Source organism: Legionella drancourtii LLAP12, assembly GCF_000162755.2.
Lineage (GTDB): Bacteria > Pseudomonadota > Gammaproteobacteria > Legionellales > Legionellaceae > Legionella > Legionella drancourtii.
Genome location: NZ_JH413825.1, coordinates 1 through 14,424 on the forward strand (window position 1 = coordinate 1; position 14,424 = coordinate 14,424).

Consider the following 14,424-nt stretch of genomic DNA (forward strand, 5'->3'; position numbering starts at 1 on the left):
AGACCTTGGTAATACTCAATCTCGAATGCCCAAGGGACTGGGTAATTATTTCTCTTGCAGTCCTATCCCAATATTTTTCAAGAGGATTAAGCTCCTTATAAGTTTTACCCCCTTGTATTGGGCATATAAGACCTTGACCAGTTTTATCATAGGACTTTGTTATTTCATGATATCTTCGCTGGGCATAAGCATGGCGAAGTCCATGACATTTGCTTAGCCCCATTTTTGTAATGACCTCCTGATATTGAGCCAAATGATTTTTGTAGGACTTTTCTTTTGGAATGAGAGATTGTCCTTCAGGAACTTGTTTTATGGCATTAAGCAACCATTGCCGTTGTTGCTCGTTGGTTAATTTTATATCGCGCCCGATCCCTCCCTTTGTCCAGCTAGGCTTTATGACCAATTTATTTCCCTGCCAGGCATCACTGAGTACTATCTTCATGGATTCCTCACGACGAAGGCCAAAGAGGGATTGGGCCTCGAGGGATAGGCGGATCATCGGATCTGGGCATTTTGAAAAATCGACGTTATTGATTGCTTTATTATATTGGGGTATATAATTTCGTTTACTTATTTGATAGCTATCATTACCTGATTTAACCAATCCAGGTGTGTTCAGCACTGATGCCACTTTACGCAATTTAGACATGTAATTTTTAATCGTTGCAGGGTTCTTATTTTGGTTTTTCCAATGCTCAACCAAGATGTGTATGTGTTTTGGTTTTAATCCCTTGATGTGAGTGACCATGTAGCCAAGCTCGTGCAAATCCTTAACACAACGATTTAGCATGTGCTTCATATCAGCTCGGCTGGCGTGAGAGTAGTTCTGGATTTCCTTAATACATTCGTTGATGGAGTACTGTGCGTTTTTAAGTTTAGACTTACTCATTGAGATACCTCCATAAAGAGTCACGTGATTTGATACCCATTTCACTTTGTATGACCCAATACGTTTCATACTTGCCTAATATGGGTAAAAGAGATTGGTATATCTGACGAGCATAGAGATAGCGGTATACTTTGTTAATTGGCAGGGCATGTTTCTTTAGAGCTTTTCGCCATGCAAGTCTTGTGTCTTCATAGTCATGAAATTCAGCAATTGATTTGCCATCAGTCATGTTTTTGATGTCATTCAGGAGGGCTGTTTGTGTTTCAAACCTAATTGGGATCGTTCTGTCCAATGAGTTAAAAGAGATATTTCTAGTTATCCAAACACTGTCTGGTTGGATGTTAATTTCGGGTTTTATATAAATGGCTTCGTGGAAGGTTAGGCCAAATTCGGTTTGAAGTGCCATGATGAGGCGTGGTATTGGATTATCCCATGATTGCCAATGGTCGTGCTGGATTTTGAGCTTTCGTTTACGTTTTCTGGTTTTGCTAAGTTGCAGGGATTTGTTGTCTATATTGGGAATAGCACACTCTATGCTTTTTAGATAATTCCTGATAATGGTCATGTGATTCATAATGGTGCTGGCGCGAATTTTACTTTTTTTCCAATGAGCAACCAGCTGATGAATATGATGTGATTGGATACTTTTCCAGGACGATGGTACGTCACCAATAGTATAGAGATCATCAATCATTTTACGAATGACGTATGCCCGTTGTTTTTTGATTTTGTAGCTGCCTTGATTGCCTAGCTTTAAATATTGATTGGCAGTTTGTCTTAAGTTGTATTTTCTCATCATCCCATCCGATAAATTTTATTTGCCCTGTCTTTGGTTTAGTGTTGAACGGGCGGTTCACTCAAAGATGAAACCTGGCCAAAGCCATAAAGCCCGAAGTAGGGGGCAAATCAATCGTTATAAGGCAAACGATCTCTCCGATTTACAACAGTTTTTTGATGTGTATTTCCTCCTTGTTTTAATGATTAATAAAAACGACAAGACAATGGCTCTTGTCATACAAGTCCATGGTCAAATTGAAATAAATTGACTTAAACTCCCGAGAGAGTTGCCCTGTCGGATGACAGAGATTCCTAGATGGTTTTCCCTACTGAACGTCCAGCCACGGAGTTAGGGAATGAAGTGGCTTAGCATAAGACGTCGATTGACGTTTCGCCGGAGTTTCACCAGCTCATCAGCCATGCTTGATTCCAAATTAGCAAAATGGTGCTTGCTTCGCAAGGGATTTTGGAACGCATTTTGTCCAATCCCGATTGGCGGGATCGGACAAAATTCTAAAATGTGTTGATTTTACGAGGTAAAATCAAGATGATTTTTCTGCGTCACTGCTGGGAAATTTGCAGTGACGCAGAAAACATGAGGTATACTAGCTATTTGTTTGCCTGCTGCAAGAAGCTTCTTAAACAACCTGCTATCGAGCCAGGATGTTCGTCTTGGACGGTTTTTGATTGGTTGGCCGTTGCCTCATACATGAACTTGTACCCTAAGGCAGCGAAAACACCCAAAAGCTCATTGGCGATGTTAAAAGCCGTTATCAGATCGCGTTTTTCATGGTTGCCTAACCAGGGCGAAATGCAGATTTGTTGCAGTGCTTGATACTGCATGTCATTTGGCTTCATATTGTGGAAATAAGTCAGATTCCATAAGCAAGTATTAAGCGAGAAAAATGGGTGGCTAATCACAGTTTCTCCCCAATCGATGATGCTTATCTCTCCGGATACTTTGGAAAGCAGCATATTGTTATCTTGAAAATCACAATGGTTGATGGTTTCAGGGATCTTGTACTTTGATAGCCGTTCACATTGTTCTACACAAAAATCATAAGCATGATTAAGGGCTGTGATTTCTTCAGACGTTAGACCATCAGCAATCAAATGATTGGTTTCTTGTATAAGCGCGCGGTATAACAAAGGAAATTTATCAAGCCGCCAATCGGGGAGGCCAAAGGTGATTAGCTTAGGTGCATCATTCTCTAAATTTCTTTGAATAGATGTATAATGACTGATGCCTTGTCCCAATAAATCCGTATCAACGCTGCTTATTGAAAACAGTGCACGTAAAGTGAGATCGCCACATGCGGTTGTCAAAAAGGAATGATAGCTGTCATTTTTTGCAATGACGGTTGGGATATGTTGACATCCGTGAGCTTGAAACAGGGATATTGTATCAGGCTCAAGAAATAGCGCGGGTGGAGTTTGCTTTAAGTAGAAGACGCCTTGAGATGTGTTTATTTTATTCACTATCGAATGTGCTGGTTCAACTATTTTTTGAATAGCAATCAATCTGCAATGATGAGATTTCAGATAATTTACTGCCCATTGAATCGCTGCGTTATCGTTCTTCAAGTGCTTATACCATTTCAACAGTCAAGTCGTTAGTATATTGTGGATCATCCATCATTGCTGCAATCCTCCATCGAAAATGAATATTCATTCTCTAGTTGAAAATAATGTTTCTAACAATGACTTTAGAAACGCTTCTTCTGACCGAATATATTGTATACAAGGTATCATTTTTTCTTCGATAATTTCACGTCCTTTTAATATTTCAGCTCCATCAGAAGAAACCTCGCCAAGCATGCGATGTATGTTAAATTCAGTCCATGCCAATACACAATGTCCTAGCCATCCTGTAAATGCTTGATGGGGAGATGTTATCCATGTTTTAGAAGTATGTTGATGGTATGTGGTGATCAGTTTCTTCAAAAAGGGGGTATTTACTTTCTTATATAAAATAATGCCACTCCATTCCAACCCATATCCTATTATTTCTAACATAGGATTCATTAAACCAGCGCTTTCCCAGTCAATAATATGCGGTTTGCTTTGGCTATCCCAAAGCACATTTTGAATGTGCATGTCTCTATGTGTAATAATTGATTCTTGTTTGATGACTGGGATTGTCTGAAAATAGGCTTGATTCCAACTTAAAATTACTGGTAATAGCGCTATTAAATCAGAGTGTTTGGAGTGCTCAATCAGTTTTACCCAGTGTGCATCGTCAAAGTAATCGTACTGGGCTTCATCTGTCTCAGCATGGTGGATATTGGCTGAATGAATTAACGAATACAATTCGCCAATAGAGCGCACATGCTCAAGCGTTAACTTAGACTCATCCAGTAAATGACCGTCGATATACGGATAAATTATATAATGATCTTTATTGACGTTAATAACATACTCATTATTAAAAGATAAAGCCTTAACCGCAGGTATAGCATTTTTAGCCATCTCATTAGCAATCTGCTCGGAGCGCTCATAGGCGTTTTTAAAATGACGCTTAGCGGTAATATGCGGATTTAATCGTTTAATGGCTAAGGCGCCGTTGCTGGTTTCTATTTTAACCATGGTATGAAGTGCACCGCCTTTGAGTAATTCTGGCTGTGCTGTTAGCTCACCAAGTTGCAGCTTATCTATCAATAGTTGCATATTCATTTACTCTTCAATCAAATTGAGGTAATTGGTTATTAAATGGGTGACTTCATTAATAGAAAAATTGGGGCAATATCGAGGATACTTTCTATTCAAACCACCGGAATGTTTTTCTAATAGTTGCAGGTCATATTGGAACATATCAACTATATCAAATTTGTCCTTATCCCATCTATCATCGGAATGAACGCCAATACCGCCGTCAAAAAGAAACCCGTTCGGTAATCTAATTAATACATGCCAACATTCATCAGAATTTTTTACCATGATAAAGGCAATATTTACTTTTTCAGTAAATTTTTGATTCCAAATCGTATAAAAGGCATTAGCAAAAGGGCCACATGGACCGGAGTTTATTGCCGGTTCTCCAAAATTTTCACCAGCAATTTTGACAAAGCCATATAGGTTATTTATTTTATCTGATAGTTCATTTAACAGAATCAAAGTGTTATGTTCATCCATACTTAAAACCTATTAACTATGCGTGAGACAATAGTGGAAACATCAACTGATTTTCATCGAATAAAGCGGTCTTGTCTGCCTCAAGAAAAAGCATTTCATCCTTTTCTTTTTCATCGATAGGAATTATCTCATAGGATGAACAATCCTTGGGAACAAAACCAAGTCGCACAGTATCTATGGATTCATCACTCAAAGCATGGATAACATCGTTTAAATTTAGCTCTTTTTTGCTAAACACGTCAAATAAATGGAGTTGTCGTCCATTCATTTCGGCAATGATGATGGCATCCAATTCAGGGAGATAGAAGACATTATCTTTATATACCGTGATGCCGTAAAACATGACCAAATCGGCATTTTCTTGCATGGAAATCTTGCCTAGTGGACAGGTGTTTTGCGCATAATCATGAAGTTTTTCCCTGTTTTCTTTGTTATCCATATCTAATTTAACAAAGTTAGCATGAGTTGTAGGTGTTATTGTGCGTTGGTATTGATACTCTTTAACTGACTTAAATCCAAGTTTAGGATAGAAGCCCCATACGGTTGAATTAGCAAAAAGATAAATCAGATGGCTATTTGCTTTCCAATCTTCAAAGACCTTTTCCAAGAGCTTTCTACTTAAACCTTGATTTCTGTAGGCTTCCTCTGTCATCACAGTGCCAATCTGGATGGTTCTTTGTTGATGGCCAAAGATGCTAAAATCCATAATATTTACTGAAACATTGGCAACGGCTTGCTCCCCATCGAACAAGGTATAGGGGATGTATTTATCTCGCCAATAGCCGGATTGGTACCATTCTTCAAACGATAAATCAAAGGTTTTAACTGCAAGGTGATTAAACGCGGCGCGCTTTTGCTCATCTTGTTGATAACCCTTAAAAAAAGTAAGTTCTTTCATTCGCTCACCTTAGTAGGCTATTTTGTTTGGATTTATGAATAATTTGATTGTGTTAATTTTCTGTAGTATCCAATCTGCACAAGGTTCTAACGATGCTTTGATATCTTCCCAATATTCATTTTCATCGCCGATGCAGATGGATTTAGCTCTCTTCATGACTACTTGGTGAATCTCTGGTAGCCGTTCTATTGCCCAATCTGCTGCATCTGGCTTGGAACGAATGGTATTGGTATCTAAAGTACTCCAAATTCTTGCCAGGGTGAGTAGTACATTTCGAGTATCATCCTTGATATCAGCAATAAGTCTATCTACATCCTGAAGCATGGCTTTAATAAAATCAGAGTAGGGAACTGGCGCTAAAACTTTTTGTGGAGGCTCCCCAAACAAGGTCTGACTCTTCAATAAAACCTGAGTGATAATCAAAGCAAGATCGGGCATTTCGTGATCCTGTGATTCAATATCGCCGATTTCAAAAGAAGCTCTTAACCATTCGCCATATTGAAAATCAAAACGCGGGGGGTAGTGCCAGGGATTAACCGCTCCTTTTTCAACAACAGTCATTTCTATAGGCCGTTTTGCGCTTTTCATATAAAGGCCTGATATGTGAAGCAGGTGTTTCGTCAATTCATTTTTTTCACTCAAAGTTGTGGCATGATTGGTTACAACGAATAAGTCAATATCACTGTATTTTTGTAAACCACCAACAAGGGCTGAACCATAGAGATAAACGCCCAAAAGATTGTCACTTAAAATTTTAGTGACTAAATCAATACATTCACTGATTTGTTGCGCATCAGAATTGTTTTCTAGTTGTTCATTAGGAGAGTTCATGGCAATAATCCAATTAAACGCATGGGTGCTTCGGTTGCTTGTTTGATTTTCAGTGGGAAGGCCATGACAAAACTACCTGTAGAGGGTAATTGTTCACTATTGGCAATGTTTTCCACGATGTATCGTCCAGAGTTTAACAAGATGCGATGCACAGGATAACCATCAACTGGCCTGTCAGGTGATAAGGTATCTATGCCTAAACCTACAATCCCCCGTGACACCAGCAAGGTGGCTGTTTCAGCCGAGACAGAGGGGAAATTATAGTTGTTACGATATTGGATGGGGTTATCCCAGAAACGTGCCCAGCTTGTTTTGATGATGACAAATGAATCAGGTTGAATAAGGCCATGCTTTTTTTCAAAATCAGCGATATCTTGAGGTGCCACGCTGTAAAGTTCATGTGCTTTTTGAGATACATCAATCACCACACAAGGAGCGACTAATTGATCTATAGGAATTTGGTCTATAGATAGTCCATCAGGACAACAATGCGCAGGGGCATCCATATGTGTTCCCATTCCTGCTGGCATTGTGAAATGTTGCACGCGAAAAGTGGTTTCTGTACAGTCAGCATAATCCAATACTATTGATGAAGAAAAGCCACAGTTTTCCTCCCAAGAAGGGCTTTTTTCATCTAAAGTATGGGTTAATTCGATGAGCTGATAGGGAAATTTCATTTTATTATTTCACTTTTTTGGTAAACCATAATATCAAATCATCATCCAAACAAACCATTTTTCCTGGATCAACTGGTTTATAGTCATAAGTGACTCCTAACCCATCAGGAATATAGCCGCGTTTGATGTAGAGTCTTTGCGCCTGTCCATAGCCCCCATCTTGTCCACCATATAAGCCAACGCCAAGACCAACATGAGAGTATTGACTTGCTACTTTTTCTTCAGCGACTGTTAGTAAGGTACTTCCTATCCCAAATTTTCGAAAAGAAGGTAATACATTTAAGTCCATAATTTCCGGGATTTTTTTATGAGCAAAGGGTTCATAGAGTGATGCCCATTTTAGCGTAACATAGCCAGCGATTTGATCTTGAAAATAAGCCAACCATATGACTCGTTCAGCCTGTTGTTGTTCTTGGTAATACTTTTCAAATAACGACGCAGGTTTTTGCCAATTTGCTTTTTGAAAAGCATCGACCAGAAAGGGGGTATCAGATAACGCCAGCGCTTTGATAACAATTGCCTGTTGGTTTATTGCTAAAGGTTCAAGCTGTTTCATCATATAGGCCATATTCCACTCATATCCGGCGGGTTTTAAATCAAAAAGAGCTTTAAAACCAACCGACTGATAGAACAGATACGTTTTAAGATAATTCTCTTCTGATTCAGAAGGGCTTAGAGTTTCAACGGTTATGGTTTTTGCTGTTTGTGTTATAGCAAAATGACAAGCTGTATCGATTAATTGTTTTCCAATACCTTGACGGTGAAAACTAGGTTTTACAGCCATCCAGTAAATATTGGCATTGTTCGAATAAGGGAAATCAATTGAAATAAGACCAATGTAGTTATCATCTTTTTTTGCAGCAAAATTTATACGTTTTGCCACGCCTATTGTGTAATGCTCATTTGCTTCTGGTAATCCGAAGTACTCAGGTAATTCCTGTGTAAATGTTTGACACAAGGCTTGGGCTAGTTCACCCGTTATTTTTTCAATTTGAATCATAAAAATTTTCCTGCCGCACTGTTTCGAGCATCCCATTCATATGATTTGATGGAAACGGAGTTGACTTATCTTTCTGAATTTCTTTATAAAATGTATGCATTTTTTCTGCAATAGGGGCATTTTTAAATAGTATTTCATTTATTTTATCGGGCAATTTAATTGAATGTTTATTTGCTAAGTAATCACTTAATGTCTTTTCCCAGTGATCCTTTCCTGCATAGGTTGTTAGGATGCCATGTAGCAAATTGACTGAATAACTACATCTATCATAATTTTCATGGTCTTTTACAAAATTATGTTCTGTCATTGATAAATCAAATTTCTTTGACAGTGCTAAACCAAAATCACTGAGGTAAATGTCACCCTCATCAGCTAAAATGTTATGAAAATGAGCATCCATATGAAGAAAACCATTTTCATGCATAAACTCTAAAGTCCCTTCAAATGATTTATTTAATTTTTTAAAAAATTTGATTGAATCTAATTCAGTGATACTTGATGATAATATTACATTTTAAATGTTGGTGTAAGTTTTTTGGGAAATGCTCAAGAAATAATAAAACACTAGAGTTGGAACTATTCAGACCATGTACACGCTCTTTGATGTTTTGGTTATTTTCCCAATAATCTAAATATTTCTCTGTAGATTCCCAATAGGAAAGATCTGTTTTACTCGAAGAGTTAGGAATAATTCGCCAGCTATACATCACTGGGAAATTGGGGCATTGACCACTGATCACCCAATTCGTTGTCATGATGTGTGCTGCAAGCTCACGCCAAGCGCTAAAACCCGCTGATCCAATACCATATTGATAGCACATCGGTAATTTAAAAATATTAGCTGTTGACATGAAGTTATCTCGTTTTAGTTCAAATTCAGTAATTGGGACCTTTTTTACAAAAACAGGGATATTTTCAATGTTTATTTGAACAGAAGTACCTCCAATACCAGTATGCATCTCTTTCTCGGTGGACAGGACTTGATGTAATTGTTGATTGCTCATACACGCTAATGCGTTAGAGACAATAGTATATTTTTCAGATCGCTGAGATTCAGTACTCATTCTTGTGCATTCCGGTTATACCCTTAGGACTATATTTTCATTAGATGATTGGAATATAGTGCTTTGAATAAATTGTATCATACAGTGTGGTTGAAGCAGGAGCTGAAAAAAGATCATCTAGGGCTCCGTCCCTTCTAGTCTTAAAGATCTGGAGCCAAGAGCATTACAGGGAATATATTGTCCTATCTTATCCAGTGAGTCAGGTCAAATGGCTTTTTGATGCTTGGTATGGAAGGGCTAAAGAAGGCGAATGTTCATGCGTCACTGCTGGTAAAGGCAGTGACGTTAAGATAAACACTAACTTGTATTCCAACATCTCAACTTGAATCCTGAAGATATTCACAACACTACTCATTCAAGCTAATTTAGCCCCTATTCAATTAAGCTACTTTTTCAAAATGTGAAAATGATTAAACAAATAAAATTGACTTTTAATTTTTAAGTGATTAAAATTTGGCCATGAAAGCAAAAAATCAACAAATAATTTTAGCGGCCTTAATCACTACCTCTATTGCCTTTACTTTTACTGGCTGCTCCGACTCAGATTCTCAGCCAAAATCCAAAATTCAAATTCCAAACTTGTATAGAACCAGAAAACCCATATGATGAAGGTGGTGGGCATTATGCAGGTTATGAGTGGGCGATAGAAAATAATTCTAGTTGTGAAGGTAACGCAATGCGTTCCGAATCCCAAATACTTTGTTATGGATTTATTCTCAATTCGGACCGCACTGCGGTCCAAAATCAGAGTGGTTTTTTTATCTGATCTTTACTTGCAGTTTGAATATTGATTACGTCCGCAGACTCAATCACTTCCATGCATTTTAGAATATAATCAGTAATAAGCTGCATGGGTTTTCTTAACCGCTCAACATCAACAATAATGTATCCAGCAGTAACATCATTACTCATCTTGTGATTCATTAAACGCTTTAACACATAAGCAGGAATATCTAGACTTTCAGCAATGGTAATAAAAGTACGCCTCAATTCATGCACTGTAAAATGAAAGTTAACTTGCTTCCGGATAGTGGATAATATCATGAAATGCGGCTGTTTCAGGCATAAGATTTCGGTAGCCATGAGGTTGGTTAGCACTAAATCGAATACCCTCACCATTTGAGAGTTTTTGCCATTCCCCATCCACTAAAACTTCCATGCTACCTTGAACCACCACCACATGCTCAACCACCCCATCTTTATGAGAAGGTGATAAATGCTCACAGCCTGGTAACAATTCAATAACAAATAGTTCAAAATTTAATTGAGGCTCAAAAGGGAAAAGAGGTAGAACTCGGATTTTTTTATCGTCAGGATGAATAGTTTGTACTTGCCCTCTACGATACATTGCTTCACTAGATGTTGAGTCTATTTCTTCAATAAACGAAGAGAAGGAAGCTTCAAAACCAGTTGCTATTTTCCATAAAGTAGTAATGGTTGGGCTTGATTCTTCCCGCTCTATTTGTCCAAGCATAGCTTTGCTTACCCCGGTAGCAAGGGCTGCTTTGTCCAAGCTCCAGCCTTTTTTTGACGTAAATCTTTTAAAGTCACTGCGATATGTTTGTATATATTTTCCACAATAATCCATCTAAGTTATTGTGCGTTATGGCGCACAATGACAATATGGGCTATTATGCGTTATAACGCACATAATGTAAATTGTTAAACTAAGGAATGAAAGATGTCTGTCGAGTTCCAAAACAAATTAGTTGCAGTACTTAATAAGAGTATTGAAAGAACCCTCCAGACAAAAGAAGAAAATCTTATTTATTATGGCATTGTCTTATTTGGTGATTGGACAAAGGCTACTGAGCTCACCAAAAAATGTTCTTTGTGGCGATAAGGAGGAAATCATGTCTGATGAAAATAAGATATTAAGCAAAAGCGCTCAAAGCGTACAACAAGCTCTGGCTAAGAAAGGCTTGGCTTTTGAAGTGCTTGAGCTTTCTGCCAGTACCCGTACTGCGAATGACGCTGCAAACACTATAGGGTGTGACGTAGCACAAATTATGAAATCCTTGCTATTTTGTTCTGCAAAAACAAATCAGCCTGTTTTAGTATTGGCAAGTGGTATCAACCGGGTGAATGAGAAAATTATTGAGCAATGGGTAGGCGAAAAAATAGTTAAAGCAGATGCTCATTTTACGCGTGATATAACGGGCTTTGCTATTGGCGGTGTTCCTCCTATAGGGCATAAACAAACGATTACCCATATTTTCATTGATGAAGACTTACTGCAACATAAGGTTCTTTGGGCGGCTGCTGGTACGCCTAATGCTGTTTTTAGCTTGAATTCCAGCGACATTGAATCATTAACTCACGGCAAAATCATTACTATCAAGTAGGGACATCATGCGAAAAATATTTTGGGATAATCCTTATCAATCTAATTTAGAAACTCGTGTGGTTTCAGTTGATAATAATTATGTTTTATTCGAAGAAACAATCGTGTTTTCTTTTTCAGGAGGACAGGAAAGTGATCATGCTTATGTTAATGGATTTCCTGTTATTGATTCTAAGATAGAGGACAATCTTATTTATTATGTACTCCAAGATGAGCATAATCTTAAGCCTGGCGATGTAGTGACAATGAAAATTGATTGGCCTCGGCGATATAGGCTTATGCGTTTACATTTTGCTGCTGAATTGATTCTTGAACTCGTAACACAAGAACTTAAGCTTGAAAAAATAGGGGCACATATAGCGGAATTCAAAGCACGAATAGATTTTTTCTGTGATAAAAATATTTCTTTCTTATTTGAAAGTATGCTGAGTGATTACCATAAGATCATACAACAAGATCTAAAGATTAAAACAGGATTTAGTGACCTCCAGAATCAAAGACGTTTTTGGGAAATCGAAGGATTTTCAAAAGTTGCTTGTGGGGGTACTCATGTTAAAAGTACTTCAGAGGTTGGTTTTATTACTCTTAAAAGAGTAAATATCGGGGGTGGGAAAGAGCGCATTGAAATTAAACTGTTAAACGATAATTTGGGGTTAAACTTATACCCAGATAGCTCCAAGTTGTATAAAGGCACTTACTAATAAAAGACCAAGCCCCAACTTTCTATTAAAATAAATCAGCTCTTTTATGAAGGTACGCCAAGGTGTTTCAGGGGCCGAATTTTTCAACAAAAAATGCTTTTGCGCCTGCAGAAGTCACACGTATGCTGAAGCCTTTCAGGTTATCATCGTAATATCTTTTCTGCGCCGTTTTTCCTTTAATAAGTCTCATTAATTTTCAATCAAAATAGTTCTATAGCCTGATTTACCAATGCCATGCAAGCCTGTGAGTAAAAAGCTCTTTTTATAACGTTGTTGCTGAACACAAGCAGACTAGGCGGTGTTTTCCGTTTTGTTTATTGGGTATGAATAAGAAAAGAAAGAGAGATAAAAACACACGTTAGCAAAAATAATGATATTGCTATCTTGTTGTAAAATAAACCAATGTCATAAATTTACGCAACAACATTCTTATTAAATAGTGGTTAATGTGTGTTTTTATTGGACATAAAGTGTGTTCATTGATTATAATGTGACCAGTGTTTTAAGTGCTTTAGTAAATACCGCATAATGAGATTAATCATGAAACAAAGGGAGTAAGTTTATGAGCAATAACTGGATTGTAAAAGCATCATTTAGAGAAATGCAATTTAAAAAAGAAACTACGGCTGATGAAATTTATCATTTGGCTAAAAAGAAAGATAAAACCAAATTAATTGAAATAGTAAAAAAAGGGAATTGCCTAGGTATTTTTGAAGGAAACCATAATGCCATTATGCTCTTAGCACAAGAAGGAAATGATGACGCAGTTAATTTTTTAATTGATACATTTAATGTAAGCCGAAACCATGCTGTTGAGGGATATGCAATGGGCGGGCATTTTTTACTGGTTAAACAACAACTAAAGTTCGGTGCGTGTATAAATCAAGCAGTTTATGGTTATGCGCAAAAAGGTTATATTGAGCAAGTAAATGAATTGATGGAACAAGGTGCTAGTCATGATCATGCTGTAGCGGGCTATGCAATTAGAGGTGACAGAGAACAAGTTGATAAGCTAATTCAGCAGGGGGCAAACAAAAATATTGCTGTGCACCATTATGCTTGTGGGGGTCATACAGAGCTCGTGAGGCACTTACTCGATCAAGGGGCAAAACAAAATTCTGCTCTATCAGGTTATGCATTGAGATGCGACATAGAACGCGTGAATCAACTCATTGCGTTGGGGGCTGATAAGAATTTAAGCATCGGTGGCTATGCTCAAGGTGGTCATATTGATCAAGTTAAGCCATTTTGCGCTCAAGACACAGTTCGATCTTATATTATAAAGGGATTAGCACAAAGAGGATGTGCTCATTGGGTCTCTCAGCTGGTTCATGGCTATAAAGATCGATTTTGTGCTGTATATGGTTATGCCAAAGGTGGCCATTTTGCTCAGGTGAATAATGAAATGAAGAAGCTTGATAGCCATGGTATTTATTTCGCATATACTGGCTATGTAGACGGCGGTTATCTTAACTCGAAACACCTTTTTTACTTAATGAGCTTGACCGATAAAAAATCTTTGCGAACTACTTTATTTAAATCTATAGCAGATCATCAGAACGTTAAGGAATATTTATGGAAATCGAGAAAAATAAATGAACTCATGCAACAAGATAATTTTACGTTTAATGAAGCCTGTGGTTATTTAAATCTGGGCACTGCAAAAATTTTTTTATTTCAAGGCCAAAAACTAGTTATGGATAATCAATTGAGCTCTGATACTTATTTTCATATTTTATCATTTATAACAGGTGGTTCAGTTCAAGAGACACAAACAATTTGCAAATTAGCGAATCAAAGAATTCAAAACCGAATTATGGGTCATACTTCTGGTCTTTCTTCATTATTTAAATCCAAAAAGGCAATAGAGACTATTAAAAAAGAAGCAGAGGAGCGATTTGAAAATAGGTTATCTGTTTTAAATTTAGTATAGTAGTATTTCCGCTATCGGATCAGAGCTTGAAATTGGCAAACAAAGTTAATTAATGTTTGAAATGCAAAAGTAAAGCTCTGCCCCCAATGGCACCCACTTAAGTAAAATATTAAATATAATCAATTGACTAGGGGCTGTTGACATTTCTACTATCTTGGCCAGAATGAGTCGATTTTCT

16 protein-coding genes and 1 pseudogene are annotated in these 14,424 nt (G+C 37.5%); 4 read left to right on the plus strand and 13 right to left on the minus strand.

Going from position 1 to position 14,424, the window contains the following annotated elements; all coding sequences use genetic code 11:
• The 13 genes and pseudogenes from LDG_RS09695 to LDG_RS09770 all read right to left on the minus strand — a co-directional run.
• Positions 1 to 889: phage integrase N-terminal domain-containing protein (locus LDG_RS09695; RefSeq protein ID WP_040535264.1), on the minus strand; the 889-nt coding region annotated here is incomplete at its 3' end.
• Positions 882 to 1,685: a phage integrase N-terminal domain-containing protein gene (locus LDG_RS09700; RefSeq protein WP_040535267.1), complete on the minus strand. Its 804-nt coding sequence runs from the start codon at positions 1,683 to 1,685 to the stop codon at positions 882 to 884. The genes LDG_RS09695 and LDG_RS09700, both read right to left, overlap by 8 nt.
• Before the next feature lie 590 nt (positions 1,686 to 2,275).
• On the minus strand, positions 2,276 to 3,187 hold the full coding sequence (locus LDG_RS09710; protein ID WP_233491461.1) for a phosphotransferase: 912 nt from the start codon (positions 3,185 to 3,187) through the stop codon (positions 2,276 to 2,278).
• A gap of 147 nt (positions 3,188 to 3,334) precedes the next feature.
• The gene (locus LDG_RS09715; RefSeq protein ID WP_233491463.1) at positions 3,335 to 4,333 is read right to left on the minus strand and encodes an aminoglycoside phosphotransferase family protein; all 999 of its coding nucleotides are present in this window, start codon (positions 4,331 to 4,333) and stop codon (positions 3,335 to 3,337) included.
• A gap of 6 nt (positions 4,334 to 4,339) precedes the next feature.
• Positions 4,340 to 4,798, minus strand: coding sequence for a hypothetical protein (locus LDG_RS09720; protein WP_006871148.1), 459 nt, complete (start codon positions 4,796 to 4,798; stop codon positions 4,340 to 4,342).
• Between the two features lie 16 nt (positions 4,799 to 4,814).
• Positions 4,815 to 5,696 (minus strand): GNAT family N-acetyltransferase, encoded by an 882-nt coding sequence (locus tag LDG_RS09725; RefSeq protein WP_006871149.1) that lies wholly within the window; start codon positions 5,694 to 5,696, stop codon positions 4,815 to 4,817.
• 9 nt (positions 5,697 to 5,705) lie between these two features.
• Positions 5,706 to 6,527: an aminoglycoside adenylyltransferase family protein gene (locus LDG_RS09730; protein WP_006871150.1), complete on the minus strand. Its 822-nt coding sequence runs from the start codon at positions 6,525 to 6,527 to the stop codon at positions 5,706 to 5,708.
• A complete protein-coding gene (locus LDG_RS09735) occupies positions 6,524 to 7,204 on the minus strand; it encodes a cyclase family protein (protein ID WP_006871151.1) in 681 nt (226 codons plus the stop codon). Before LDG_RS09735 ends, LDG_RS09730 begins: the two co-directional genes overlap by 4 nt.
• Positions 7,205 to 7,208: 4 nt before the next feature.
• The gene (locus tag LDG_RS18980) at positions 7,209 to 8,204 is read right to left on the minus strand and encodes a GNAT family N-acetyltransferase (RefSeq protein ID WP_006871152.1); all 996 of its coding nucleotides are present in this window, start codon (positions 8,202 to 8,204) and stop codon (positions 7,209 to 7,211) included.
• The gene (locus LDG_RS20270; protein WP_006871153.1) at positions 8,191 to 8,628 is read right to left on the minus strand and encodes a BUD32 family EKC/KEOPS complex subunit; all 438 of its coding nucleotides are present in this window, start codon (positions 8,626 to 8,628) and stop codon (positions 8,191 to 8,193) included. The genes LDG_RS18980 and LDG_RS20270 overlap by 14 nt, the downstream gene beginning before the upstream one ends.
• Positions 8,629 to 8,689: 61 nt before the next feature.
• Positions 8,690 to 9,268 carry a hypothetical protein gene (locus tag LDG_RS20275; protein WP_006871154.1) on the minus strand — a complete coding sequence of 193 codons (579 nt, stop codon included), beginning with the start codon at positions 9,266 to 9,268 and terminating at the stop codon, positions 8,690 to 8,692.
• A gap of 744 nt (positions 9,269 to 10,012) precedes the next feature.
• Positions 10,013 to 10,282 (minus strand): annotated as a pseudogene (locus LDG_RS09765) (integrase); the annotation flags it as partial.
• Positions 10,281 to 10,781: a helix-turn-helix domain-containing protein gene (locus LDG_RS09770; RefSeq protein ID WP_233491465.1), complete on the minus strand. Its 501-nt coding sequence runs from the start codon at positions 10,779 to 10,781 to the stop codon at positions 10,281 to 10,283. The pseudogene LDG_RS09765 and the gene LDG_RS09770, both read right to left, overlap by 2 nt.
• Positions 10,782 to 10,949: 168 nt before the next feature.
• Between LDG_RS09770 and LDG_RS18990 the strand changes: the two genes are divergently transcribed.
• From LDG_RS18990 to LDG_RS09785, 4 genes are all read left to right on the plus strand, one after another.
• Positions 10,950 to 11,111, plus strand: coding sequence for a DUF2000 family protein (locus LDG_RS18990; protein ID WP_006871159.1), 162 nt, complete (start codon positions 10,950 to 10,952; stop codon positions 11,109 to 11,111).
• Between the two features lie 10 nt (positions 11,112 to 11,121).
• The gene (locus tag LDG_RS09775; protein ID WP_006871160.1) at positions 11,122 to 11,613 is read left to right on the plus strand and encodes a YbaK/EbsC family protein; all 492 of its coding nucleotides are present in this window, start codon (positions 11,122 to 11,124) and stop codon (positions 11,611 to 11,613) included.
• Between the two features lie 7 nt (positions 11,614 to 11,620).
• On the plus strand, positions 11,621 to 12,313 hold the full coding sequence (locus LDG_RS09780; protein WP_006871161.1) for an alanyl-tRNA editing protein: 693 nt from the start codon (positions 11,621 to 11,623) through the stop codon (positions 12,311 to 12,313).
• 562 nt (positions 12,314 to 12,875) lie between these two features.
• Positions 12,876 to 14,246: an ankyrin repeat domain-containing protein gene (locus tag LDG_RS09785; protein WP_006871163.1), complete on the plus strand. Its 1,371-nt coding sequence runs from the start codon at positions 12,876 to 12,878 to the stop codon at positions 14,244 to 14,246.
• The last annotated feature ends 178 nt before the right edge of the window (positions 14,247 to 14,424 follow it).

Excerpts from the sequence above, each read along its gene's own strand:
- LDG_RS09700 (WP_040535267.1), bottom strand. The coding sequence starts at position 1,685 with ATGAGAAAATACAACTTAAGACAAACTGCCAATCAATATTTAAAGCTA.
- LDG_RS09715 (WP_233491463.1), bottom strand. The coding sequence starts at position 4,333 with ATGCAACTATTGATAGATAAGCTGCAACTTGGTGAGCTAACAGCACAG.
- LDG_RS09720 (WP_006871148.1), bottom strand. The coding sequence starts at position 4,798 with ATGGATGAACATAACACTTTGATTCTGTTAAATGAACTATCAGATAAA.
- LDG_RS09725 (WP_006871149.1), bottom strand. The coding sequence starts at position 5,696 with ATGAAAGAACTTACTTTTTTTAAGGGTTATCAACAAGATGAGCAAAAG.
- LDG_RS09730 (WP_006871150.1), bottom strand. The coding sequence starts at position 6,527 with ATGAACTCTCCTAATGAACAACTAGAAAACAATTCTGATGCGCAACAA.
- LDG_RS09735 (WP_006871151.1), bottom strand. The coding sequence starts at position 7,204 with ATGAAATTTCCCTATCAGCTCATCGAATTAACCCATACTTTAGATGAA.
- LDG_RS18980 (WP_006871152.1), bottom strand. The coding sequence starts at position 8,204 with ATGATTCAAATTGAAAAAATAACGGGTGAACTAGCCCAAGCCTTGTGT.
- LDG_RS20270 (WP_006871153.1), bottom strand. The coding sequence starts at position 8,628 with ATGCATGAAAATGGTTTTCTTCATATGGATGCTCATTTTCATAACATT.
- LDG_RS20275 (WP_006871154.1), bottom strand. The coding sequence starts at position 9,268 with ATGAGTACTGAATCTCAGCGATCTGAAAAATATACTATTGTCTCTAAC.
- LDG_RS18990 (WP_006871159.1), top strand. The coding sequence starts at position 10,950 with ATGTCTGTCGAGTTCCAAAACAAATTAGTTGCAGTACTTAATAAGAGT.
- LDG_RS09775 (WP_006871160.1), top strand. The coding sequence starts at position 11,122 with ATGTCTGATGAAAATAAGATATTAAGCAAAAGCGCTCAAAGCGTACAA.
- LDG_RS09780 (WP_006871161.1), top strand. The coding sequence starts at position 11,621 with ATGCGAAAAATATTTTGGGATAATCCTTATCAATCTAATTTAGAAACT.
- LDG_RS09785 (WP_006871163.1), top strand. The coding sequence starts at position 12,876 with ATGAGCAATAACTGGATTGTAAAAGCATCATTTAGAGAAATGCAATTT.